The sequence below is a fragment of the Paenibacillus thiaminolyticus genome (genome assembly GCF_003591545.1).
GTDB classification, from domain to species: domain Bacteria; phylum Bacillota; class Bacilli; order Paenibacillales; family Paenibacillaceae; genus Paenibacillus_B; species Paenibacillus_B thiaminolyticus_A.
The window spans coordinates 1-23,699 of sequence record NZ_QYZD01000008.1; the positions used below are offsets into that span (position 1 = coordinate 1).

Here is a 23,699-nt window from a genome sequence, read left to right on the forward strand (position 1 = left end):
GGAGCCCCTGACTGAATGGGAGACCGAGCAAAAGGCGAGATAGAGCCCCTGACTGGATGGGAGACTGAGCAAAAGGCGAGTCGAGAGCTCTTATTTTTATGGGAGATTGAGTATTGGGCGAGTGGGGCCGTCTTACCGGTTGGGGAGAGTCTGAATATGCGAAAAAAAAGCATTGCGTGGGCAAAACGAAATGCCGCATCATGGGCGTTTATCCTAAGCAGTCAGTCACATAGGCACACGATGCGGCGTAATATGTGGTTTCTTTTTCTGAGCAAACAGGATCAGTGTGGTTCTGTTCAGGATGCCGCGTGAGTGCCTCCGTCAAATGCAGGAAAGGAAGGAACGGAAGGCGTCCCTTCCCGGCGTATAACGATTTAAATCTATACTCTTCCCACGGATTCCCGCATCAATATGTCGCAAGGGAGCACGATTTGGCGCGGCTGTTCTTCCCGGTTTTTAAGTCGTTCCAACAGCAGTTGCATGCCTTGCTCGCCGAATTCGTATGCTGGTTGGGAAGCGACGGAGAAGAACGGGTTCGCTTCCTCGACCCATCCGAAGTCGTCGAAGCAGGCAATCGACAGATCATCCGGCACGCGCAGGCCCAGGCTGCGGACGGATTTCAGCACGGACAGGGCCAGCATATTATTCGCCGCGAAGATGGCCGTTGGCCGCGCTCCCGGGGCGAGTTCCATCCAATGCGCGACGGACAAGTCCGGCTCGCGTGAATAGCTAGTCTGCTTGATCAGCGACTCGTCGAATTCGATGCCGGCTTCTTGCAAGGCCTCGATATAGCCGGCTTGCCTTTCGCGGGCGGTCGATACATCCTGAGCTCCGTTCACAAGGGCGATGCGGCGATGTCCGTACCGGATCATCTCCGCCACCATTCGCTTCGCCCCGTCGCGGCTGTCGCCGAGTACGGCGTCGCAGTCGATGCCGGGAACCTCGCGGTCCAGAAGCACGAAAGGCACATTTTGGCGCTGCAGCCATTCCAGATGTTCCTTAGATTGATCCCCGCTCGGCGCGAACAGCACGCCATCCACGCGCATCGACAGAATCATTTCCACATAATCCTTTTCCTTCGAGAAGCTCTCGTCACTGTTCCCGAACATGAGCCGATAGCCATGCCGCATGGCGGCATCCTCTGCGCCCCGCGCCATCGTCGTGAAGAACGGGTTCGTAATATCCGTAATGAGAAGCGACACGATCTTGCTCTCTTGCGTGACGAGGCAGCGGGCGACCGAGTTCGGGATGTACCGCATTTCCTCCATCACCTGTTTGACCTTGTCGCGGGTCTTCTCGCTCACTCTTCCGGTATTGTTGATGACTCGGGATACGGTCATCGCCGAGACGTTAGCTTTCTTCGCAATATCATAAATGGTAGCCATTGGCGTTATCTCCTACTATGATTTAATGGGCACCGGCGGCACAGTTGCAAGCGGCTTCAGCGAACGAAGCGCCGCAGGAAGGCGGCATCCGGGGCTGAAGCCGCGGCAGCGAGCTGTCCGCGGGCCGGGCGCCTGCTACGGCGGACCAACCGACGCAGCGAGACGATGAAGCATGTCCTATTTCCAAATAAGAGGCGGCTCACCAAGTCCGCTTTTGGTTATGAAGAATAATAGGAACGGACCCAGTGTTGAGTCTTGCGTTCTCTATGAAGTCCTAATTATACCATTTTCGCCAGAACTTAAAAATAGATTATACCGATTTTATTTTATGCTATAGAGAACATTGACATCAAGAGGGGCCCATGATATTGTTGAGTTAACGATAACATTTCCAGTTTAAGTCATCTTGTTAGTATAAATCAGGAGGGATCAAGCATGGGCGAGAGGGTCATGCAAAAAGGTGTAAGCGTTATCGTCATGGACGAACGCGATCATGTGGCGACGGCACTGCGGGAATTGCAGCCGGGCGAAACGGTCACTTGCGAGGTCGCGGGAGCAACTCGTTCCGTTGCGGTAAGTCAGGTCATTCCCTTCGGGCATAAGGTGGCCGTCATCCCGATCGCGGAAGGCGACCATGTGCGCAAATACGGAGAAGTGATCGGCCGGGCGATTTGCGGCATTCCTGTAGGCAGCCATGTGCATGTACACAACATCGAAGGCATCCGCGGCCGAGGGGATCAGGCGGCATCGGCTAAGTAAGCGGACCACATCTGACAGCCTGTCAACTTAGGGAAGGGGAATCGGATAAATGAGCATGACATTTCAAGGCTACCGGCGCCCGAATGGCGAGGTAGGCATTCGCAATCATCTGCTAATCATCCCAACGGTCATTTGCGCGAATCAAGTGTGCAACCGCATTCAACAGCTTGTTCCGAACACGGTCGCCATCCCGCATCAGCATGGCTGTAGCCAGATTGGCGCCGACAAGGAGCGCACGTTCGATGTGCTGGCAGGTACGGGGAAAAACCCGAACGTCGGCGGAGTGCTCATCGTCAGCCTTGGCTGTGAGGTCGTCGATCCGATGCAGCTCGGCGAGGAGATCCGGAAGACCGGGAAGCCCGTCGAGGTATTCGATATTCAGAGTGTCGGCGGCTCTGTCAAGGCGATCCAGCATGGCGTTGAGCTTGCCGGCAAGATGCGGGCCCTGCTTGATGCGATGGAGAAGGTGGACATCCCGCTGTCCGAACTGAAGGTCGGCGTCAAATGCGGCGGTTCGGATGCGACGAGCGGCCTTGCTTCCAACCCGGCGTTGGGCGTGGCGGCGGATGCGCTCATCGGGGAAGGCGGAACGATTGTCATCGGCGAGACGACGGAGATTATCGGGGCTGAGCATGTGCTGGCCGGAAGGTGCCGGAAGCCGGAGGTTGCGGACAATCTGTACCACATCGTCGATCGATTCGAAAAGGAGGTTGAGCGAATGGGGGCGGATATGCGCGGCGGCAATCCGAGCCCGGGCAATATTGCGGGCGGCCTGAGCACAATCGAGGAGAAGTCGCTTGGCTGCATCAGCAAATGCGGCACGGCGCCGATCGAAGGCATCGTCGAATATGCAGAGCAGGTGCCGAAGGGCGGGCTTTATTTTATGGACTCCCCCGGCAACGATATCGAATGCGTGTCCGGCATGGCTGCGGGCGGCGTGCATCTTGTCTGCTTCACGACGGGGCGCGGCACGCCGACCGGATCGGCCGTCATTCCGGTTGTCAAGATTACCGGGAACCGCCTGTGCGCGGAGCGGATGGCCGATAACATGGACGTCGATGTCAGCGGCTTGCTTGAAGGGGAGCACTCGCTTCAGGAAGCAGGCGAGCGCATCTGGGACGAAATCCGGGCGGTCAGCAGCGGCAAGCTGACGACAGCCGAAGTACTCGGTCACGCGGAGTTCAGCATCAACCGGATAGGTCCGAGTCTGTAAGGAATGGCAAGCGGCCGGCCGGCTAGAAGAGCGGGCTGAGGGCTGATTGGCGGAGCAGGAACTTATTTTACATTGGGGAACAAGAGAAAGGACGTGCCAATATGGGTCGATTAACAGGACGAATCGCACTGGTAACAGGAGGCAGCCGCGGGATCGGCGAAGCTATTGTCATCCGCTTGGCGGAAGAAGGTGCGGATATCGCGATCAACTATATGTCGGAGGCTTCGTATGACAAGGCGGTCAAGGTGCAGCAGCAGGTGGAGCAGCTTGGGCGCAAGGCGATTGTCGTGCAGGCGGACGTCGGCAGCAAGGCGGAAGTGAACAGCATGTTCGATGAGGTCGAGGCGAAGCTGGGCCCTGTCGATGTGCTAGTGAACAATGCGGGCATCGCCCCATTCGAGCCGTTCATGCAAGTGACGGAGGAGACGTGGGATCGTACTTATAATACGAACGTAAAATCCATCTTTATGTGCTCGCAGCGGGCAGCGAAGCATATGATCGACAACCGCTTCGGCAAAATCGTCAACGTGCTGTCGACGGCAAGCCTGATGGTGACCAGTCCGGTCATCCCGCATTACCAGTCGTCCAAGGCGGCTGCGCATATGCTGACGAAGGGGATGGCGATCGAGCTTGGCAGATTCAATATTAACGTAAATGCGGTCGGCCCGAGCACGGTTGATACCGACATGTGCACGGAATTCCTGGCTGCGCCGGGCATGCGGGAGAAGGAAGAGCAGGCCAACCCGATGAAGCGGCTCGGCACCGCGCGCCAGATTGGCGATGCGGTCGTCTTCCTCGCATCCGAGGAAGCGATGCAGGTCAATGGCCATCTGCTGATGGTGGACGGCGGCTTGACGGTGAAGGCGGCGCAGCCGGACGATCATATGGAACGGTAGGTGAGGCAAATGCTGAACATTACCCGGATGGTGGATCTTTCGCAGGAGCTGTACCATTTGTGCCCGGTGCTGCCGGATTTCGAACCGCCCAAAATGGATTATTTATGCGTCGGGCCGCGCGACGGCTGGAAGCTGGAGCAGGTGACGATGAACCTGCATACCGGCACGCATATGGATGCGCCGGCGCATTTGGGCGAATATAGCAAGACCTTGGATCAATTCCCGGTGGACGCCTTTCAAGGACGGATGGTCTTCGTCCCGCTGCAGGATCGGGGCAAGGGTTACCCGATTGGGCGCTCGGATCTGGAGCCGTATGCCGAACAGTTGAACAGCGATGCGGTCGTGCTGCTGTACACCGGCTGGGGCGAGAAGCGGGGCTGGACCAAGGAATGGATCTATGAATCTCCGTATCTGTCCAATAAGGGCGCCCGTTATTTGGCCGAATGCGGCGTAAAAGCGGTCGGCATCGACCATTTCAGCATTGGCGGCACGGGCGAAGAGAACGAGGAGACGCACCGCATCGTGCTCGGCGCCGATATGTGGGTTGCCGAAGGGCTGCAGCTCGATAATCCCGCGCTGCAGGAGGGCGACTGGCATGTGATGGCGATGCCGCTCAAAATACGGGATTCGAGCGGAGCGCCTGCCCGGATCGTGGCGATCCAGTGGGAGGCTCGCCCATGAGTCTCGTTACGTGGGAGTATCGAATCGAGCATGATGCGGCCGCATTGAATGAGCTGGGCCAATCCGGCTGGGAGCTGGTCGCGGTTACGGTGGTCGACGGCATCGAGCAGATGTACCTCAAGCGGCCGGGCCCGACGTTCCGGGAGCTTATTACGCTGGATCAACGCGAAGAAGTGGCTCGGATGGCGGAAACCCGCAGCCGGAAGGGGGAAGAATCATGAAAAAATGGGGAGTGCTTCATCCCCAACTGAACCGCATCCTGGCCGAGACGGGACATACCGATATGCTGACGATCTGCGATCGCGGATTCCCGGTACCGCTCGGCGTGGAGCGGGTTGATCTGGCTTTGACCGATGATCTGCCGGCCGTTACGGACGCGCTGCGGGCCATCGCCGGCGAATTCATGATCGATTGCATTATCATTACCGAGGAAATGCAAGCCTTCAGTCCGGAGCGGGTCGCCCTGCTGAAGGAATTGATGCCGGATGTGCGATGGAAGGTATTGCCGCATGTCCAGTTCAAGCAGCTGTGCACCGAATCGAGAGCGGTTATCCGGACGGGGGATACGACCCCGTATGCGAATCTGATCATCGTATCCGGATGATTGGCATCGCCGAAGAGGCCAGGCTTGCGCCGGCCTCTGCAGCTGCAGCGCAGAATGAGGGAACGGGCCGCCACAGGCTTGTTCCCTTGTATGTACAGCTTGAGCAGACATCGTTGTAAAGGCTTCCATCATGTACGATTCTTCTATGAACTCTTACAAACTTTTACGAACTTTTATGAGAATGCAGTGAGGGACAAAGGGATATCGAGGGAAGGGGTCATCGGCATGCGTTTACAAGGGAAAGTATGCATCATTACAGGCGCGGGATCCGGCATCGGACGCAGCTCGGCGCTGCGCTTCGCGAGCGAAGGAGCGGTGGTGTACGTAGCCGACATCCAGCCGGATGCAGGCCAGGATACCGTGGAGTTGATTACGGAACAGGGTGGGGCCGCTTCGTTCGTGCAGGTGGACGTCACCGTTCCGGAGCAAGCTCAGGCCATGGCCGACACGGTGATGCGGCAGTATGGGCGCATTGACGTTCTGTTCAATAATGCGGGGGTCAGCGGCATAGGAAGGCTGCATGAGATCGAGCCCGAGGCATGGGATCGCGTCATTGCGATTAATATCCGCGGCGTCTTCCTGCCGAGCAAATATGTCATTCCTTATATGATCGAGCAGCAGAGCGGCGCGATTATCAACATGTCCTCCTGCATCGCCGAGATGGGGCTGGCGAACCGCGCATCCTACGCGGCAACGAAGGGTGCGGTGCTGTCCTTGACCAAATCGATGCAGGTGGACTACGCCCCGTACAACATTCGGGTGAATGCGCTGTTGCCGGGAACGATCTACACACCGTTCGTCGAGCAGTATCTGCGCAATTCTTATGATGATCCCGAGCAAGCGATTGCTTCCATCAAGACACGGCAGCTGAGCGGCGAACTCGGCCTGCCTGAGGATGTGGCGGAAGCGGCGCTGTTCCTGGCTTCGGAGGAAGCCAAATTCATTATGGGGTCCCCGTTGTACGTGGACGGCGGCGTCGTCTTCGGCAAAAATGCTTAAATCTGCGGCAGACGCGGATCTGGTACCGCCCGACTCTGCCTGTCTAATGCCCATTATATCCAGTGAAGGAGGAAATTACGGTGAAATTTATCACGTTCTATGATCACGATCAACGGCTGCGCACGGGCGTCAAGACGGATCGAGGCATCGTCGACATCAGCGGCAAATATACAATTCATGAGGTGATCTCGGGAGGACGGGACGTCCTGCGGGATGTCGAGGCTTACGCCGCCGGGGCTGATGATGTTCTCGACGAGAAGGATTTGACCTACGGGCCATGCGTCACGGCCCCCCAGAAGATCATCTGTGTTGGACTGAACTACCGGAAGCATGCGGAGGAGACGAATGCTCCGATTCCGGAAGTTCCGATTCTGTTCAACAAATTCAACAATACGCTGACCGGCCACGGCCATGATGTCGTGCTCCCGCGCGTCAGCCAAGCCGTGGACTACGAGGCCGAGCTGGTCATCGTCATCGGCAAGCCTGCCAAGGATGTAACGGAGGAGGAGGCGCTGGACTACGTGTTCGGCTACTGCAACGTGAACGACCTGTCGGCTCGCGATCTGCAGATGCGCACGCCACAATGGATGCTCGGCAAGTCCTGCGACGGCTTCAGCCCGCTCGGGCCGTATCTCGTGACGGCGGATGAGGTGGGCGATCCGAACCAACTCGATATCCGATGCATTGTCAATGGAGAGACGCGCCAGCATTCGACTACGGCGGACATGATCTTTACCTGCAAGGAGATTATCAGCTATATTTCGCGTCATATGACGCTGCTTCCGGGCGATCTCATTTTGACGGGCACGCCGGAAGGGGTCGTGTTGGGCTTGCCGGAATCCGAACGAGTCTACTTGAAGGACGGCGACCTGGTCACGATTGAAATCGAGAAGCTCGGCGCTTTGACAAACCGGATGGTGGCCGAACGGTAAATTCGACGGCGCTTAAGGGGACAGCTCCTTCTAGCGCTTTTGATGTAGGCGAGAAGCGGTTATTTGAGTGATTCGATCCGAGAAGAAAGAAGGGGTTCGATGCGCGTATCTTTATTTGTCACTTGTCTGGCGGATACTTGCTTTCCCGACGTGGCGGAGAGCGCGGTCCGGCTGCTGCACCGTCTCGGCTGCGACGTTGATTTCCCCCGGCTCCAGACGTGCTGCGGGCAGCCGGCGTTCAACAGCGGTTATCATGACGACGCGCGGGAGGTCGCGCGGCAGTGGCTGCGGGCGTTCGAGCACAGCGAATACATTGTGACGCCGTCTGGCTCCTGTGCCGGCATGGCGTGCCATTATTACGAGGATTTGTTCCGGGAAGAGCCGGAATGGCTGGCCCGGGCGGAGCGTGCGGCGAACCGCACCTATGAGCTGTCCCAATTCATCGTGAAGGTGCTGGGGCGCAACGATATCGGGGCCGCTTACGAAGGGACGGCCACCTACCATCCGTCCTGTCACGGCATGCGGCTGCTCGGCATCGGCGACGAGCCGATGACGCTGCTGCGGCATGTGAAGGGGCTGAAGCTTGTCGATCTGCCTCATCAGGAGGATTGCTGCGGCTTCGGAGGCACGTTCGCCGTGAAGATGCCGGAGATGTCCGGCGCGATGGTCACGGAGAAGGCGGAGCATGTCGTATCGACGCAAGCGGACATTCTGATCGGGACGGATATGGGCTGCCTGATGAACATTGGCGGCCGGCTCAATCAGGCCGGCAAGCCGATTCGCGTCATGCATCTCGCCCAACTGCTGGAGGAAGGAGTGAAGCGGGCATGAGCACAGAGACATCCTCCGCCCAAGGCGGCATCGGCAGTGGTCTGAAGCAGCGGACGAAGGCGGTGCTTCAGGACGCGTTCCTGCGTCAAGCCGTGGCGTTCACGACGAACAAGCTCCGCACCGGCCGCTTGAGCGCTGCCGAAGAATTCGGCGACTGGGAAACGTGGCGCACCCGCGGCCAGGTGATTCGGCAGCATACGATCGAGCATTTGGACTATTATTTGGGACAATTCGCTGAGCAGGCGGAACGGCGCGGCGCGCGGGTTCATTTCTGCGGGACGGGCGACGAAGCGGTGCAGGTCTTCCTGGGGATCGCGAAGGAAAAGCAGGCGAAGCTGGTGGCCAAGGGCAAGTCGATGGTGTCGGAAGAGATGCATCTGAATGAGCGTCTCCGCGAACAGGGCATTGACGCGATTGAGACCGACCTGGGCGAATATATTTTGCAGCTGGCGAAGGAGACCCCCTCCCATCTGATCATCCCGGCGATCCATAAGAACAAGTCCCAGATTGCCGAACTGTTCACGAAGGAGGCCGGCAAGCCGCTTCCACCGGAGACGAAGGAACTGGCCGCATTCGCCAAGCGGAAGCTGCGCCAATTTTTCCTGGAAGCGGATATCGGGCTCTCGGGCTGCAACTTCGGCATCGCCGAGTCCGGCACGGTGACGATCGTCTCGAACGAAGGCAATGGGCGCATGGTGACGACCTTGCCGAAGACGCATGTCGTCGTTATGGGGATGGAGCGGCTCGTTCCGACCTTTGACGATGTCGAGGTGATGCTGAACCTGCTGGCCCGCAGCGCGACCGGGCAGAAGCTGACGACCTATACGTCGTTCATCACCGGTCCCCGGCAGCGGGGCGATCTGGACGGCCCGGAGGAGCTGCACATCATTATTCTCGACAACGGGCGGTCGGCACAGCTCGGCGATCCGCAGTTCCAGCAGGTGCTGCACTGCATCCGGTGCGCGGCTTGCCTGAATGTATGCCCGGTCTACCGGCATGTGGGGGGCCATACGTACGGCTCGGTCTACAGCGGGCCGATCGGGGCGGTACTGACTCCGCTGCTGAAGCAGGATATGAAGGAGGCGGGGACGCTCGCTTACGCGTCATCGCTATGCGGGGCATGCTATGAAGCCTGCCCGGTCAAAATTCCGCTCCATGATATGCTCGTTCATCTGCGCGCCCGCAAAGTGAAAGAAGGCTATACGCCGCAGACCGAGCGGCTCGGGTTCCAGCTGTTCAGCAAAGTGTTCAGCCATGTGAAATGGTACCGGATGGCGGGCAAAGCCGCTTATTACGGCCAGAAGCCGCTCGTGCGGGACGGGGTGATCCGCAAAGGGCCGGGCCCGCTAGGCGGCTGGACCGCTACGCGGACGTTCCCGGCGATACCGAAGCAGTCCTTCCGCGACCGATGGGATGGGCTGCAAGCGGAATTGGCGCGGGCGGACCGCGACAAGGGGAGGGATTCGTAATGGAGCGTCATGCATTTCTTGCCGAGATTGCCTCCCGGCTTGGCCGGTCCGGACCGTTGACGGAAGCGCCGGCCCATCTGTACCGGGGTGTGCCGGGAGAATATCTGGACCGTATGGAGCGCCTGAACGCGGACGAACGTCTTCAGCTGTTCGTCAATAACTGGACGGCGCTCACCGGCGAAGCGGTAATCGTGCCGAAGGAGGAGGCGGCAGCGGGCATCGAAGAGATTCTGACCCGCTTCCGGCAGCGCGGCCCGCTGGAGCGCGTGCTTTATGCGGACACGAAGGAGCTGCGCGGGTACGGCGTGCCGCGGGTGCTTCAGGAGCAGGGCTTGAGCGGGGTTCCTTGGGCGGATGATCGGAACAATGAAGCCGAGCTGGAGCAATTGGGCCTCTCCGAGCCCGGCGAAGCGGGAGCGCTCGCCGGAGCCAAGTGGCAGGCTCGCAGCCCGCTGCTGCGCGCCGCAGAGCGGTGCCAGCTCGGCATCGTTGCGCCCGCGGCCGCGATCGCCAACACCGGCACGCTGGCGGTATGGTCCGCCGGGCGACAAGGCCGCTCGGTCAGCCTGCTGCCGGGCATGCTGCTCGCCATATTGCAGGCCGAGCGGATCGTGGCCCGGATGGGCGAGACGTTCGAACGGGTGAACGGGATGGCGAATCGGGAAGGCGGCCTGCCGGCCTCGTTGAATCTGATTACGGGGCCGAGCCGCAGCGCCGATATCGAGAATGATCTCACGATCGGCGTTCACGGCCCGGGTGTGGTGGGTGTTGTCATTTTGACATCATCCGGCACGTAGCCGCGCCGGTGCGGATTGCGGATTTAGATATAATATAAGCCGGTCAGCGACGGCAGCGGAACCGTTACGCGGAGATCGCCCGGCCATGATTCCGGCAGCGAAATGTCCGCCTCCGGCTCGAACAGCAGTCGTATTGTCTCTTCCTCGGACAATACGGCTGCTTCCGCGTCCGGGTAGCGAAGGCGGATGTGGCCGTCTCCGAGATCATCCGCTTCGATGCAGGCGGCAGGCGATCCGGTCGACTGCCACCAGTCCCGAAGCAGACGGAAGAGCCGCATCATGGACGGAACATATACCGTGCCCTCATTGTGGCGGACCTGGGCCGGACAGGCGGACAGCTCACGGTGCATGGCATCGTCCTGCCAAGGCACGATCACCTCCAGCCGCTCATAGGCCGGGACGCTCTGGAGCAGCCGCACGAGCTGCGGAGCGTCGTCTCCGCCATATTCGAGCACCATCGGCAGCCGATCGGTCTGGGAAGGCTTCGGCTTCAGCACGTAAGCATACGCCGTAAGCGCGCCGCCGCGTTCCAGCCCGTACAGCTTCGGCTTCATCTCCCGGCAGGATGCATAGGCCGCGGCATCCCTCAGGCCCGCCAGATCCCATACGCTCATGTCGAAGGCAGCCGTATGCTGCAGCGTCAGATCATGGAAAGCGAAGCAGTCGAAGCTGGAGAGCTCGCGAAGGCAAACATCGTTCGCCGCCTCTTCCGCCTTCGGTATGGCCGCGTCCCGGTTCGTCTCGGCGGTCAATGTATACGCTGTCAAGCGGCCGTACGAATAACAGCGGTTCCGTCGGTAAAGCGAACGGCCGCCCGAGATGAAGAGCAGCGCCGCTCCCATATCGTCGACATGGCGCATGACGCGGTGCAGCAGCTCGGTCGCGACTCCGCTGCCCCGGGCTTCCGGCTCCGTGCACACGGATCCGAGCGAGAAGACGGGCAGGCGGGCGGCGCCGATGCGCAGCTTGGCAGGCAGGAGCCCCATATGCGCGATGAGCTTATCGTCCCGGAATACGCCGTAGGAATGGGCATAGATGGGCGAGAACAAGTATGGGAAGCCGTGTTCCATCGAGATCTGCCGGCTGTTGCGGAACACCTTGTCCGACAATTGCACAGCCTGCTCATAATCGAGCGGCTGCAGCATTCGTATTTGTTCCATGGTACTCCTCCTTATCGGGTTGCGGGTTAATTCAATTCCGGAGGCGGGAATTGCACATGAATGGATATATCCGTTTTTTGCCTCTGGCTCTTACTTTATTTCGATGAAGGAAGCAAGATACCTACTTGATGGCAAATTGGACATAAAAAAGACATAATTCCCCTCCGCTGTGCATCGCCGTGGAAGCTGGACGATTTTTGGGGCGGTTAGGCATGCCTAAGGAACCTGGCGATGACAAGAGAACGGCAGGCCGGCCTGCGATTAATAGGCCGCCGGACTTCGCTGGGCCGGCCCTCGCCGCGACGGCAAAAAGCGGAGCATGCGCCCGCGCCGCATGCTCCGCCCTTTTTCCCGTACTCCCGTAAGAGTGCTTAGTGCTTGCCGGAAGCCGGAGGCTTCGACTGTATCGCCTCTATCGCCCGGTCGGCGCCAATGGCCACGTCGTAGGAGATGGACTCCAAATACTTGAATTGCCGCTTCACATAGGCAGCGTCCTTCTTGATGATCTGATCCCGGTAGATTTGATACGGACTGAAGGACATTCGAATCCCGTCATCCTCAATCGTCAGCGTGAGCAGGCCCGTATCCGCATTTTTCCCCTTCACGTAATTCGGAAAAAGAAAGTTGCCTATCGAATAGGCAATCGGCTTGCCGTTGTACCATTCGAAGCCTTGCAGCACGTGCACATGGCTGCCGACGATGCCGTCGGCCCCAGCGTCAATCATCTCGCGGGCATAGGTTCGCTGCCACGGCTCGGGCTTATTATTTTTCTCCACGCCCCAGTGCATATAGACGAATAAATAATCGCAATCTTGGCTTTCTTTGCGAATGACAGGCAGAACGCTTGACTTATTGTATGCCTCTGCGATGCCCGGCCGGTCATCTGCAGCGAACCAGTACGTCTGGGGAATGAAGCGGGAGAAGGCGAGGAATTTGATGCGCTTCCCCTTGATCGTCACTTCATGGGCGCGGTACGCCTCCTCGCCGTTTTTGCCGCCTCCCATAAAGGGCAGCTCGTAATGCTCCAGATTGGCGAGCGTATCGAGAAAGCCTTTCTGCTTGAAGTCGAGTGTGTGATTGTTGGCGATCGACACGAGATCGAAGCCGGCATTCTTCAATCCTTCCAGAGAGATCGGGTCGGATTTGAAATTGAACAGCTGGTTCGTATCTTTTTGGTTATGGAAGGTGACGGCGGTCTCCAGGTTGACGACGGCGAAATCGGCTTCCTGGATTTCCTCGGCTACATGCGCGAACGGATAGTCCGGCCCTTGCTTCCGAATCGTCTCTTTGACCGACCAGTCCATGAGCGCGTCGCCCGCAAATACGAGCCGAATTGGCCCGTCTGCCGCGGCGTTGGCCCCGGCTGTGGGTCCGTAAACAGGGGGAAGCGGCCCCATTGCGCCGTTCCCGCGGGCTTTGCCCAGCGTGGGAGGGGCCCCGTACGGAGCGGCTGCTGCCTGTTCTCCCTGATCCTGCCTCGGTCCGTCCATCGCATGGAGGAGGATGCCGGCGGAGAACAGCAGGGCGGCGGCACCCATCGCAAGCGCCGCTGTCCATTTGCGCCTGCGGCGCTGCTTCAGTCGCTGATGGCGCTCGCGGCGTGATTCTTGAAATGTGCTCAAAGGGTACCTCCTATGTATAAAGGTAATTTCACCGCTTTCATTATATTCGTTAACATCAGGAAATAAGTTTCAAAATATTTGCAATATACTATAAATTTTGTTACTTGACTTAAGTCTTCCCCATTTTCTTTTTGAAAACGCTATGGTAAAATAAACTTGCTTACATTTTGTAAGCTATGAAGGAGGGATGATGATATGGAATCCCATCATTTGGGGATGTGTCCCCGTTTTGAATCCGCGTTCTGTGTATTAGGGAAGCGCTGGAACGGGCTCCTCATTCAGGTCCTGCTCAGCGGACCGAAGCGGTTCAAAGATATTTCCGCGCTCATTCCTGCGATGAGCGACAAGATGCTAAGTGAGCGAATGAAAGATTTGGAGGCAGCCGGCATTGTCGTGCGCAACGTCTATCCGGAGACTCCGGTGCGGATTGAGTATGAGCTGACTGAGAAGGGTCTGGCGCTGCAGCCGGTCATGGAAGCCATTCAACATTGGGCGGAGACATGGGTGAGCGAGTCGGAGGACTGCGGAGAGCCGGATGAATCCGCTGCAACCGATTCGGGCGATTCCTGATCAGGTTGAAGCGGCGCTGGTCGCCACGACCGGAAGAGCGGGCGCTGCCGGAGGCGCATTATCGCCATCAAGCCCAAGGCATCGTATTTCGCAATGAATGAAGCAACGACTAACGGTTTATCACGCAAAGGAGAATGATGATTGGGTATTTACACAAGGACGGGAGACGGCGGCAAGACGAGTGTCATCCGCGGGCGGGTCGACAAGGATCATGCGCGGGTGGAAGCATACGGATCGGTTGACGAATTGAACACGTTCATGAGCTCGGCCATTCGCCAGGCGGAGATCGACGGGGAAGCCGAGCTTGCGGACGAATTGACAGGAATCCAGCAATACCTGTTCGATTGCAGCCATGATCTGGCCGTCGTCTCTCCGGAATTCCGGCCCTACCGGCTTGCGCCAGAGGCGGTCGAAGAGCTGGAACGGCGCATGGATGAGTATCCCCCGGCGCAGCCGCTTCAAGCCGGCTACCCGGACAATCCCCTGTCTGCCAGGCTGATGATGTGCCGCGGCGTATGCCGACGGGCGGAACGGCGAATCGTCACCTTGATGCGTGATGAGATCGCCTCGAAAGTCGTATTGCAATATATCAATCGGTTATCAACGTACTTATGGTCGCTTGCGGACCGCGTGAGCGGGAAGCAGGGCAAGCGTTAAGCTTGCGGGCGAACGCCCTCACCGGGCGGCACGGCGGGCGCGGCTCCGAAGGAGTAATGCGCCCGCTTTTTTTATGTTGGAGGGGGTGCTGCGGGACGGTGCCCCTTTTTACCGTTGTCAACCTTCTCTGGAGCCCTTATAATTAAGCGGAATGATAAGGGGTAAATTTAAGAGGTTGTTCAAATCGTCGTCTTTTGATCACGAAGTAGAACGGAAAGGGTACTCGACGTCGAATCTTGCGTTCACCCTTGAAGAGCGTATGCTTCCGATGTATATTTCCTGCGGAAACATTTTAAGTGCTCATGTAGGTTTCGCCTACACTGCGCTCTTGAAAGTTTTGCGGAGCAAAACTCGCTTCGGAAGGATAAGCTTTTCAGGTTCTCGCAACCTTCTCGGTGCTGAAAACCCGACGATTTGAACGCGGATTAAGATTAACAATCACATTTCACTATGAGACAGGAGACTGACATGACCATTCACATCATCACGGACGGAAGCTCGGACCTGACGCCGGAGCTGGTCGAGCAGTACGGCATTCACGTCGTTCCGCTGTACGTTCGCTTCGGACAAGACGTATTGACATCCGATATGAATACGGATTCCTTCTATGAACGGATGCGGGAGGAGCATGAGCTGCCCAATACAGCGAGTCCTTCGCCTTCCGACTTCTATAATATGTACAGATCTCTCGGAACCGACAAAGACATTCTCGTCTTATCGCTGACCTCTCAGCTCAGCAGCACCTATAATCATGCGCTGATGGCCAAGACCATGTATGAGGAAGAAGGGCATCCGAACCGGATCGAGGTACTGGATACGAAGACGGCGTCGATGGGGCTTGGACTGCTGGCCGTGCGGGCGGCCCAATTGGCCAAGGCGGGGGAAGATCTGCAAGACCTGATGACGAAGATGGTTCATTTTATTAAGCATACACGAACTTATTTTACATTGGACACGCTGGAAAATGTCATCCGCGGCGGCCGATTGAGCCGGATTAAGGGGACGGTTGCCTCGATGCTGAATATTAAGCTGCTGATGGAGGCAAACGAAGAAGGCTCGATTGAAGTGCTGGAAAAAATCCGCGGCACCCAGAAGACGCTGCGGCGCCTGATCGACAAGGTGGGCGATGCGTGGCATCAGGTTGACAAAAACTGGATTGCGCTCGCTCATTCCAACTGCGAGGAGCGCGCCAAAGTGTTTCTCCACGATTTACTGGATAAGTATCCGTTCGATGAGGTGCTGTTCGTCAATATGGGGCCGGTCATCGGAACCTATGCCGGGGAAGGCGGCGTCCTCATTTCTTATCAGGAAGCGCCTGCACTGTCGTAGATTTGTCTATTTTCCGGTGATCGCAATCACTATCCTGTTCCTTGCCCGGGCGTATGATCGGGTTACAGCGCAAGCTTGGCGGCGTGCAGCCGCGATAAAACGCTGGACGAGGAAGGGAGAGGTGTCACATGTTTACAGAAGAGATGACGGTACGCGATGCCGTGCTGCGTTATCCGGCGGCGAGCGATTTATTTAAACGGTTGAAGATTGATTTTTGCTGCGGGGGCAACCGGCCGATACGCGAAGCTGCAGCGGAACGGGGATATGCGGCGGAAGAGGTCATTAACGAGTTGAACCGGATGCGTGAAGCGGCTCCTGCGGCGGGAACGGGTGTCGACTGGCAGTTCATGTCATCCCGTTCGCTGATTGAATATATCGTGAATAAGCATCACCAGTACTTGCGCGAGCAGTTGCCGGCAATCACGGCGAATGTGGCGCGGGTGTATCACGTGCATGGCGGGGATCAGCCCCATCTGGCCGAGGTACATGAGGCGTTCTTGCAGCTGAAGGCCGAGCTGGAGGCGCATATCGAGAAGGAAGAAGATTCACATTTCCCGCTTATCATCCGATATGAGGACGATCCGGAAGGGATGGCGGCGGAAGCCCGGTCCGTCGTAGCGGAGCTGGCGGAGGAGCATGACGGAGCCGGAGCTCTGCTCAAGCAGCTGCGGGAAGCGACATCGGATTTCACGCCGCCGGAAGGCGCTTGCACGACCTATCGCATCGCTTATGCGCGGCTGGAGGAGCTGGAGTCGATGACCTTCGAGCATGTGCATTTGGAAAATAATGTGCTATTCCCGCGGATTGCCGGTTAACGGATAATCGGACACAAGACAGCGAGAGGACAGCCCCCGCGTCAATGGATGACGCCGGGGGCTGTTTGCGTGGTTCGGCCGCGCTGCCGGTTACATATGAATGCCGGTGTTGGCTTTGACCAGCACTTCATCGAACTTCGCATCCGCGTCCTTGCTGCGGGACGACACGATGGTACCGATCCAGGCGCCGATGAAGCCGAGCGGGATCGAGATGATGCCCGGGTTCGTGAGCGTGATGAGCGGCTCTCCGATGAAGATCGCCTTGCCGGCCGGATCCCAGATGCTTGGGGAGACGGCGACGAGCGCAATCGCCGACAGCAATCCGGTCAGCATGCCGCTGATCGCCCCTGCCGTATTGAAGCGGCGCCAGAAGACCGTGAACAGAATGACCGGAAGGTTCGCGCTGGCCGCGACGGCAAAGGCGAGGCCGACCAGGAAGGCGACATTCAGCTTCGAAGCGAGCAGCGCCAAGGCAATCGACAGCATGGATACGCCGATGGAGGCGAAGCGGGCGGCCTTCATCTGCTCGCGCTCATTGGCTCTGCCCTTGCGCAGGATATGGTTGTAGAAGTCATGCGCGAAGGCGGAGGCGGCCGAGAGGACCAGGCCGGTGACGACAGCGAGAATGGTCGCGAACGCGACAGCCGAGATCAGGGCGAAGAAGAAATCGCCGCCGAGCGCCTGGGCCAGAAGCGGCGCGGCCATATTGCCGCCCTTGTTCGCTGCGAGAATGGCTTCGGTTCCGACGAAGGCGGCGGCGCCGAAGCCGAGGAAGATGGTCAGGATGTAGAACAGGCCGATTATCCAGGTGGCATAGACGACCGAGGAACGGGCCGTCGGCGCGTCCTTCACCGTGAAGAAGCGGATCAGAATATGCGGCAGGCCGGCGGTTCCGAGCACCAGTCCGAGATTGAGCGAGAGCGTATCGAACGAATTGGTATATTTATTGCCCGGATTCAAAAAGGCTTCTCCGAGCGGAGTCGCTGTCTTCATCTGCTCGAACATGCCGGTCAGACTGTAGTCGAATTTGGAGAAGACGAAAATAGAGAGCAGGAAGGTCCCGCCCATGAGCAGGATCGCTTTGATGATCTGAACCCATGAGGTGGCATGCATGCCGCCGAAGACGACATACAGTGTCATCAGGCAGCCAACGATAAGGACGGCCCATACGTAATCGATGCCGAGCAGCAGCTTGATGAGCGCGCCGGCCCCTACGAGCTGGGCGATCATATAGAAGGTGGAGATCGTCACCGTATTCAGCGCGGCGATACCCCGGATTTTCATATTATTGAAGCGGGCGGCAATCATATCGGCCAAGGTGAACTTGCCCAGATTGCGCAAAGGCTCCGCGACAAGATACAGCACGACGAGATAGGCGACGAGGAAGCCGATCGAATAGAAGAAGCCATCGAAGCCGACGAGAGCGATCGATCCGGCGATGCCCAGGAACGAAGCCGCGGACATATAATCCCCCGCGATGGCCAGGCCGTTCTGCCAGCCCTTCAGGCCGCCGCCGGCCGTGTAGAAATCGGATGCGCTGCGCGTCTTCTTCGCCGCAATATATGTAATCACCATGGTGAGCATCACAATGGCCACGAACAAAATGAACGCCGTTATGCTCATTCGCGTTCCCCACTCCATTCCTGATTGATTTCGGCCACCAGTTTATCGAATTTGGCCGCTCTGCGGGCGTAGAGGACACATAGAACCCAAGTCATGATGAATTGGGCGAAGGCGAATACCCAGGCCCAGGAAATCGCGCCAACCGCGGGCCGGTTCAATATCGTGGTGTAGGAAGTCAGGATCGGCAGGGCGAAATAGAAGAGGAAAAAGAAAATCGTCAGCGGGATAATGAAGCGCTTCTTGCTCTGGATTAACGTATGAAACCGGGACGACTTGGCCATCTGGCCGTAATTCACGCGTTCTTGCTCCATAGGACGCGATACACCTCCGAACAATGATTCCGACAGATTTCATTACCACTTCAGGATAACGAGTCTATAACAGGTAAAGTAAACGCTTACACCCCTTTCGAAATAACGGTTCGTTCGTATGGCCGTGATGACTTTTTTCTATTATATAAGCCGTTCACCAGATCGTCAAACATTTTCCAGTATCAAGTAAAAAACGCGGCGGTTTGTCCGGCGCACGGTTTGTGATATGATGAAAAATATGCTATGGATCGGTATATAGACAGAGTCGGGGGATGATAACAATGTATCGGATTTTGATCGTTGAAGATGATGACAAGATTGCTTCCATTCTGCAATCTTCGTTGGAGAAGTATGATTACAAAGTGACGCGGGCCACCGATTTCAAGGCGCTGAAGGAAGAGCTGCTTGCGGTGAACCCGGATTTGATTTTGCTCGATATACATTTGCCGGCCTACGACGGATTCTATTGGTGCCGGCAGTTCCGAATGGTGACCAATGCCCCGATAATTTTCGTCTCCGCGCGCACCGGAGAGATGGATCAGGTAATGGCGATCGAGAACGGGGGCGACGATTTCATCACGAAGCCGTTCCACCTTGATGTGCTGCTGGCGAAGGTCAAGGGTGTCCTGCGCCGGACCTACGGAGAGTATGCTTCCAGCAGCGGCGGCGAGGAGCTCGTCGTGCATGGCTTGAGCCTGCACCGCTCCCGGAATACGCTGGAATGGAAGGGGAGCCGCGTCGATCTAACGAAGAATGAGGCGCTCCTGCTCGCTGTGCTCATGGAGCGCGCCGGTCATGTCGTCTCCCGCGAGACGCTGCTGGAGGCGCTGTGGGATGATGTCGACTTCGTCGACGACAACACGCTCACCGTGAATGTAACCCGCGTGCGCAAAAAGCTGGAGGAGATTGGCATTCATAAAGCGATCGAGACGATGCGCGGCCAGGGATACCGCTTGCAACCCTCGTGGACGGAAGCCGGGGATTGGGCATGACCTTTTGGCGCTTTATGAAGGATAGGCTGCTCCTTGTGCTGGCCTGCTTCGCGGCTCTGTTCGTCGCCCTGCTTGTCGTATGGCTGGATCTCGGGATCGGGCAGCGCTATCTGTACAGCGGGAGCCTAACCTACGTATTCGTGCTGGGCGGGGCCGTCATCCTCGTCGGCTTAATCTATGACTATTCGCGGCAGCGGCGCTGGTTCCGCGAGATGAAGAATGCGGAGGAGAATGCGAGCAGCAATGATTTCACGCTCTGTCTTCAGCATCCGGAGACGCAGGAGCAGGAGCGGGTTCACGGCTTGATCAGCCGCCAGTACAGCGCCTATATGGACGAGCTGCTGACGGCGCAGAAGAACCGGGAGCAGCATCTTCATTTTACGAACCAATGGGTTCATCATATGAAGACCCCGGTGTCGGTGCTGCATCTTATCTCGCAGCAGACGCCTCAGCCGCTGTCTCTGGAGGAGACGGAGCAGCTGCTGCGCAGCATCGCGGAAGAGACGGATCGGCTTGCGCGCGGCCTCGACATGATGCTGCATACGGCCCGCATGGAAAAGTTCGACCTTGATCTGCACGTGACGGGACTGTCGCTTCAGCATGTCATCCGGCAGGTCATCAATCAGAATAAAAAAGCACTCATTCGTTATCAGATCTATCCGAAGGTTACGCCCGGCGACACGATGGTCGAGAGCGATGAGAAGTGGCTGGCGTTCATTCTGACCCAGCTGGTCACGAACGCGATCAAATATATGAAGGATAAGGAAGGGGCGAAGTCGCTCCAGTTCACGGTGCAGCAGACCGGCGGTGCCGTCCAGCTCCGGGTGCAGGATGAGGGGGTCGGCATCGAGCCGCATGATATCCCGCGCATCTTCGAAGCCTTCTTCACCGGGGAGAATGGACGCCGGGAAGGAGATGCCACCGGGATGGGGCTCTATTTGGTGAAGCAGGTGTGCGGCAAGCTTGGTCATACGATAAGCGTCGAATCGGAGCCGCATGTGGGCACGACCTTCACGCTTGGCTTCCATTCCGACGGCATCCACCGTATATGAGCTGGGGCGGGAGATGCCCCCGCCTCATTCCAATCACCGTGTGCAACGCGTGCATGGCAGCCGGCTGCCGTACATGCGTTGTTTGCATTGGCTGCGCTGCGGCGCGTGCGGGCTGTCCGGTTGCCGTAGGTGACAAGTTTGTAAGCTGGCGCAAGGCTATTCCATGTCGTACCTGCCCGAAAACGGTTATACTGAAGACAAGTAAAAATGAACGGATAAGTGTATTCGTCTGCATGACTGGAAAGGGGATGGAAATATGGAGGTTCTAAGAGCGGAGCAGTTATCGAAAGTATACGGCACCAAAGGAAAAATGACGTACAAGGCGCTCAAAGACATTCATCTGCATGTGGATGAGGGAGAATTCGTGGGCATTATGGGCCCATCGGGCAGCGGGAAGACGACGCTGCTCAATATTCTCGCGACGATAGATAAGCCGACTTCCGGTAAGCTATGGATTAACGGAACCGATCCGACGAAGCTGAGCAACAAGAAGCTGGCGCATTTCCGCCGGCGGGAGCTCGGGTTCGTGTTTCAGGATTTTAATCTGCTGGATACGCTCAGCATTAAGGAGAATATCATTTTGCCGCTGGCGCTGGATCAAATCTCGGCGCGCGACATTGAGCAGCGGCTGGCCGATACAATACGTTGGCTCGGCATCGAGCCGATTCTGGACAAGCGGACGTACGAGGTATCGGGGGGACAGAAGCAGCGGACGGCTATTGCCCGCGCGGTGATTCATCAGCCGTCCCTGCTATTGGCGGACGAACTGACCGGGAATCTCGATTCGAAGGCGGCGAAGGAAGTGATGGACGCCCTTCAAGATCTGAATGAGAACCAGAACCGCACCATTCTCATGGTGACGCATGATCCGTTCGCAGCGAGCTACTGCAAGCGGATTTTATTCATCAAGGACGGGCAAATCTTTTCCGAGCTGCGCCGCGGCTCGAACCGGCAGACATTCTTCCAGCACATATTAGACTCGCTCAGTCTGTTAGGGGGCCAATTCGATGACGTACCGACAGCTCGCTATCAATAATATTAAAGGCAGCTGGCATCGGTACGGCGCTTATTTTCTCAGCTGCGTCTTCGCTGTCATGATCTTTTTCGTGTACGCATCGATCATTTACCATCCGGAGGTGGCGGACGGCAAGATGCAGGAAAGCGACTATGTGCGCCAACTGATGATTGTATGCGAAGTTCTCATCATGGTGTTCTCGTTTTTTTTCATCCTGTACTCGAGCTCCGCTTTTCTGAAATCCCGGCAAAAAGAGCTCGGCTTGTTGTCCTTGTTCGGTTCGACCAAAGGGCAGCTCCGCATGCTGGTTTTCTATGAAAACATGCTGATCTCCATCATGGCGATCGTTGTGGGCATCGGAAGCGGCATGGTGCTGCTGAAGCTGTTCCTGATGGCGATGTCCCGGCTGCTGCAGGTGGATGCGCCGCTGACCTTCTATATCAGTCCGTCTGCGATCGGTCTGACATCCATTGGTTACCTGCTGCTGTTCGCCTTGATTACGCTCTTCTCGCTGCGCCATGTGAGCCGGGTGGAGATTATCGATTTGATTCGGGCGGACAAGGAGCCGAAGTTGCCGCCCAAGTTCTCCTGGTTCCTTGTGCTGTTGTCGGTGCTTACGCTCGGCACCGGATACGGTCTGGCTTATGTGACCGATCTGAAGCTGTTTATTCTGTCGGCGATGCCGATTATCGGATTGACTGTGCTTGGCACGTATTTTTTGTTCACGCAGCTGAGTGTGGCGGTCATTCGGGAGCTGCAGAAGAACAAGCGGTTCTATTATCGGGGCACGAATCTCCTGAATGTCTCGCAAGCGGCCTTCAAAATGAAGGATAATGCCCGCGTGCTGTTCAACGTGTCGATTCTATGCGCCGTCGTGCTTACCGCGACCGCTACCGTATACGCCTTCGATCAAGGGATGAGAATCTCGGCTAAACTCAATAATCCGTTCGTCTTGACGATGTCCGCGGGGAAGGCGGATCACCCGCCGGTAACGCCGGATCGCATTGAACGGCTGGCGGAGCAAATGAAGCATCACATCACCTTCTCCGACAAGGCCCGTGTCGTCGATGCGGTGGTGAAGGGGGCCAGGCTGGAGCAATATGGGGCATTGGTTGGCGAATCCGACTACAATCGGCTTGCCGGAGAGCTGGGGTATGAGCCTGTCCGGATTGAGGAAGGCAAAGCGATCCTGGTCGACCAGCGGGATTTGCTGTTCTATGAGGATTTAAACCAGGATATGCAGGAAGGCGATCGCCTTTCTGTTCAGGTCGAAGGACAAAAGAAGCCGCTCCAGCTTCAGATTCAGCAGGTGCATACGAAGCAGATCGTGTTGACGAGGGGCATAAGCTACCGTTTGTTCGTCGTCCCCGATGCCTTGCTGGACCGGCTGTATCGGCAGGCGCCGGCGGAGCAGGCGCAGACGGTGTATGTCATGAACTGGACCGACTGGGAGGATGCGATGCCGCTGATGGAACGGATCCGGGAGATGCGGGATCCGGCTTCGGACTTCGGTATATATAGCCTAACCGAAGACTGGAACGATACCCGGCAGAATTACTCGCTCGGACTGTTCATCGGCTTGTTCATCAGTCTGCTGTTCTTCATCGCGAGCGGCAGCGTCATCTACTTCAAGCTGTTCACGGAGCTGCAGGATGATCAGGCTCATTTCCGGGCACTCACCCGCATCGGTCTGTCGGTCACGGAGATACGCCGCGTCGTGACCTTCCAGGTGGGGCTCATCTTCTATGCCCCATGCATCGTCGGCAGCATCCATACTTTGTTCGCAATGAAGACCTTAACCAATCTGATGAATATCAATGTCATGGGCTACGGCGTTACCGTGGTTGGCCTGTTCGTTCTGATGCAGACGCTCTATTTTTTGATGGCGCGGCGCACTTATATGGGCAAGATTTTGGAAGAGGCTGTCGTCTAGCTTGACGCTAACTTCCATCCATGTCGAATCATGGATAACCCCGTTAGTATTGTT

25 protein-coding genes are annotated in these 23,699 nt (G+C 57.4%); 20 read left to right on the forward strand and 5 right to left on the reverse strand.

Annotation, left to right across the window (positions count from 1 at the left end; translation table 11 throughout):
• Positions 1-380: 380 nt before the first annotated feature.
• Entirely contained in the window at positions 381-1,385 is a 1,005-nt protein-coding gene (locus tag DQX05_RS10960; protein WP_119793476.1) for a LacI family DNA-binding transcriptional regulator, read from the reverse strand.
• Here DQX05_RS10960 and DQX05_RS30275 point away from each other — a divergent pair.
• From DQX05_RS30275 to DQX05_RS11015, 12 genes are all read left to right on the forward strand, one after another.
• The gene (locus DQX05_RS30275; protein ID WP_147385176.1) at positions 1,375-1,554 is read left to right on the forward strand and encodes a hypothetical protein; all 180 of its coding nucleotides are present in this window, start codon (positions 1,375-1,377) and stop codon (positions 1,552-1,554) included. The genes DQX05_RS10960 and DQX05_RS30275 overlap by 11 nt on opposite strands.
• 266 nt (positions 1,555-1,820) lie before the next feature.
• On the forward strand, positions 1,821-2,144 hold the full coding sequence (locus DQX05_RS10965) for a UxaA family hydrolase (protein ID WP_119793477.1): 324 nt from the start codon (positions 1,821-1,823) through the stop codon (positions 2,142-2,144).
• Positions 2,145-2,193: 49 nt separating this feature from the next.
• Positions 2,194-3,357: a UxaA family hydrolase gene (locus DQX05_RS10970; RefSeq protein WP_119793479.1), complete on the forward strand. Its 1,164-nt coding sequence runs from the start codon at positions 2,194-2,196 to the stop codon at positions 3,355-3,357.
• Positions 3,358-3,458: 101 nt separating this feature from the next.
• Positions 3,459-4,253, forward strand: coding sequence for an SDR family NAD(P)-dependent oxidoreductase (locus DQX05_RS10975; RefSeq protein ID WP_119793481.1), 795 nt, complete (start codon positions 3,459-3,461; stop codon positions 4,251-4,253).
• Positions 4,254-4,262: 9 nt separating this feature from the next.
• Positions 4,263-4,934 (forward strand): cyclase family protein, encoded by a 672-nt coding sequence (locus DQX05_RS10980; protein WP_119793483.1) that lies wholly within the window; start codon positions 4,263-4,265, stop codon positions 4,932-4,934.
• Entirely contained in the window at positions 4,931-5,155 is a 225-nt protein-coding gene (locus DQX05_RS10985) for a DUF4177 domain-containing protein (protein ID WP_119793485.1), read from the forward strand. The genes DQX05_RS10980 and DQX05_RS10985 overlap by 4 nt, the downstream gene beginning before the upstream one ends.
• A complete protein-coding gene (gene rbsD, locus DQX05_RS10990) occupies positions 5,152-5,538 on the forward strand; it encodes a D-ribose pyranase (RefSeq protein WP_119793487.1) in 387 nt (128 codons plus the stop codon). Before DQX05_RS10985 ends, rbsD begins: the two co-directional genes overlap by 4 nt.
• 225 nt (positions 5,539-5,763) lie before the next feature.
• Complete coding sequence (locus DQX05_RS10995) at positions 5,764-6,537, forward strand: SDR family NAD(P)-dependent oxidoreductase (RefSeq protein ID WP_119793489.1); 774 nt, start codon at positions 5,764-5,766, stop codon at positions 6,535-6,537.
• 80 nt (positions 6,538-6,617) lie between these two features.
• Positions 6,618-7,469, forward strand: a complete 852-nt coding sequence (locus DQX05_RS11000; RefSeq protein WP_119793491.1) for a fumarylacetoacetate hydrolase family protein — start codon at positions 6,618-6,620, stop codon at positions 7,467-7,469.
• Between the two features lie 99 nt (positions 7,470-7,568).
• Complete coding sequence (locus tag DQX05_RS11005) at positions 7,569-8,300, forward strand: (Fe-S)-binding protein (RefSeq protein ID WP_119793493.1); 732 nt, start codon at positions 7,569-7,571, stop codon at positions 8,298-8,300.
• Positions 8,297-9,769, forward strand: a complete 1,473-nt coding sequence (locus DQX05_RS11010; protein ID WP_119793495.1) for a LutB/LldF family L-lactate oxidation iron-sulfur protein — start codon at positions 8,297-8,299, stop codon at positions 9,767-9,769. Before DQX05_RS11005 ends, DQX05_RS11010 begins: the two co-directional genes overlap by 4 nt.
• The gene (locus DQX05_RS11015; protein WP_119793497.1) at positions 9,769-10,566 is read left to right on the forward strand and encodes a LutC/YkgG family protein; all 798 of its coding nucleotides are present in this window, start codon (positions 9,769-9,771) and stop codon (positions 10,564-10,566) included. Before DQX05_RS11010 ends, DQX05_RS11015 begins: the two co-directional genes overlap by 1 nt.
• Positions 10,567-10,589: 23 nt before the next feature.
• On the opposite strand, the gene DQX05_RS11020 is transcribed toward DQX05_RS11015, so the two are convergent.
• A complete protein-coding gene (locus DQX05_RS11020; RefSeq protein WP_259391917.1) occupies positions 10,590-11,726 on the reverse strand; it encodes a GNAT family N-acetyltransferase in 1,137 nt (378 codons plus the stop codon).
• A 371-nt stretch (positions 11,727-12,097) separates the two neighbouring features.
• Positions 12,098-13,348: a CapA family protein gene (locus DQX05_RS11025; protein ID WP_119793499.1), complete on the reverse strand. Its 1,251-nt coding sequence runs from the start codon at positions 13,346-13,348 to the stop codon at positions 12,098-12,100.
• Between the two features lie 195 nt (positions 13,349-13,543).
• On the opposite strand from DQX05_RS11025, the gene DQX05_RS11030 reads away from it, so the two are divergent.
• The 4 genes from DQX05_RS11030 (at position 13,544) to ric (ending at position 16,719) form a co-directional block, all read left to right on the forward strand.
• The gene (locus DQX05_RS11030) at positions 13,544-13,918 is read left to right on the forward strand and encodes a winged helix-turn-helix transcriptional regulator (RefSeq protein WP_119793501.1); all 375 of its coding nucleotides are present in this window, start codon (positions 13,544-13,546) and stop codon (positions 13,916-13,918) included.
• 141 nt (positions 13,919-14,059) lie between these two features.
• Positions 14,060-14,575 carry a cob(I)yrinic acid a,c-diamide adenosyltransferase gene (locus DQX05_RS11035; RefSeq protein WP_119793503.1) on the forward strand — a complete coding sequence of 172 codons (516 nt, stop codon included), beginning with the start codon at positions 14,060-14,062 and terminating at the stop codon, positions 14,573-14,575.
• 468 nt (positions 14,576-15,043) lie between these two features.
• Positions 15,044-15,904: a DegV family protein gene (locus DQX05_RS11040; RefSeq protein ID WP_119793505.1), complete on the forward strand. Its 861-nt coding sequence runs from the start codon at positions 15,044-15,046 to the stop codon at positions 15,902-15,904.
• Positions 15,905-16,032: 128 nt separating this feature from the next.
• Positions 16,033-16,719 carry an iron-sulfur cluster repair di-iron protein gene (gene ric, locus DQX05_RS11045; RefSeq protein WP_119793507.1) on the forward strand — a complete coding sequence of 229 codons (687 nt, stop codon included), beginning with the start codon at positions 16,033-16,035 and terminating at the stop codon, positions 16,717-16,719.
• Between the two features lie 90 nt (positions 16,720-16,809).
• Here ric and DQX05_RS11050 read toward each other — a convergent pair whose 3' ends face one another.
• On the reverse strand, positions 16,810-18,342 hold the full coding sequence (locus tag DQX05_RS11050; protein WP_119793509.1) for a solute symporter family protein: 1,533 nt from the start codon (positions 18,340-18,342) through the stop codon (positions 16,810-16,812).
• Complete coding sequence (locus DQX05_RS11055) at positions 18,339-18,653, reverse strand: DUF485 domain-containing protein (RefSeq protein WP_119793511.1); 315 nt, start codon at positions 18,651-18,653, stop codon at positions 18,339-18,341. Before DQX05_RS11055 ends, DQX05_RS11050 begins: the two co-directional genes overlap by 4 nt.
• Positions 18,654-18,934: 281 nt before the next feature.
• Here DQX05_RS11055 and DQX05_RS11060 point away from each other — a divergent pair, with 281 nt between their 5' ends.
• The 4 genes from DQX05_RS11060 to DQX05_RS11075 all read left to right on the forward strand — a co-directional run bounded on the left by DQX05_RS11060 (position 18,935) and on the right by DQX05_RS11075 (position 23,645).
• The gene (locus DQX05_RS11060; protein WP_119793513.1) at positions 18,935-19,645 is read left to right on the forward strand and encodes a response regulator transcription factor; all 711 of its coding nucleotides are present in this window, start codon (positions 18,935-18,937) and stop codon (positions 19,643-19,645) included.
• Entirely contained in the window at positions 19,642-20,697 is a 1,056-nt protein-coding gene (locus tag DQX05_RS11065; protein ID WP_119793741.1) for a sensor histidine kinase, read from the forward strand. Before DQX05_RS11060 ends, DQX05_RS11065 begins: the two co-directional genes overlap by 4 nt.
• A gap of 256 nt (positions 20,698-20,953) precedes the next feature.
• Positions 20,954-21,733: an ABC transporter ATP-binding protein gene (locus tag DQX05_RS11070; protein ID WP_119793515.1), complete on the forward strand. Its 780-nt coding sequence runs from the start codon at positions 20,954-20,956 to the stop codon at positions 21,731-21,733.
• The gene (locus DQX05_RS11075; RefSeq protein WP_119793519.1) at positions 21,705-23,645 is read left to right on the forward strand and encodes an ABC transporter permease; all 1,941 of its coding nucleotides are present in this window, start codon (positions 21,705-21,707) and stop codon (positions 23,643-23,645) included. Before DQX05_RS11070 ends, DQX05_RS11075 begins: the two co-directional genes overlap by 29 nt.
• Positions 23,646-23,699: the final 54 nt, after the last annotated feature.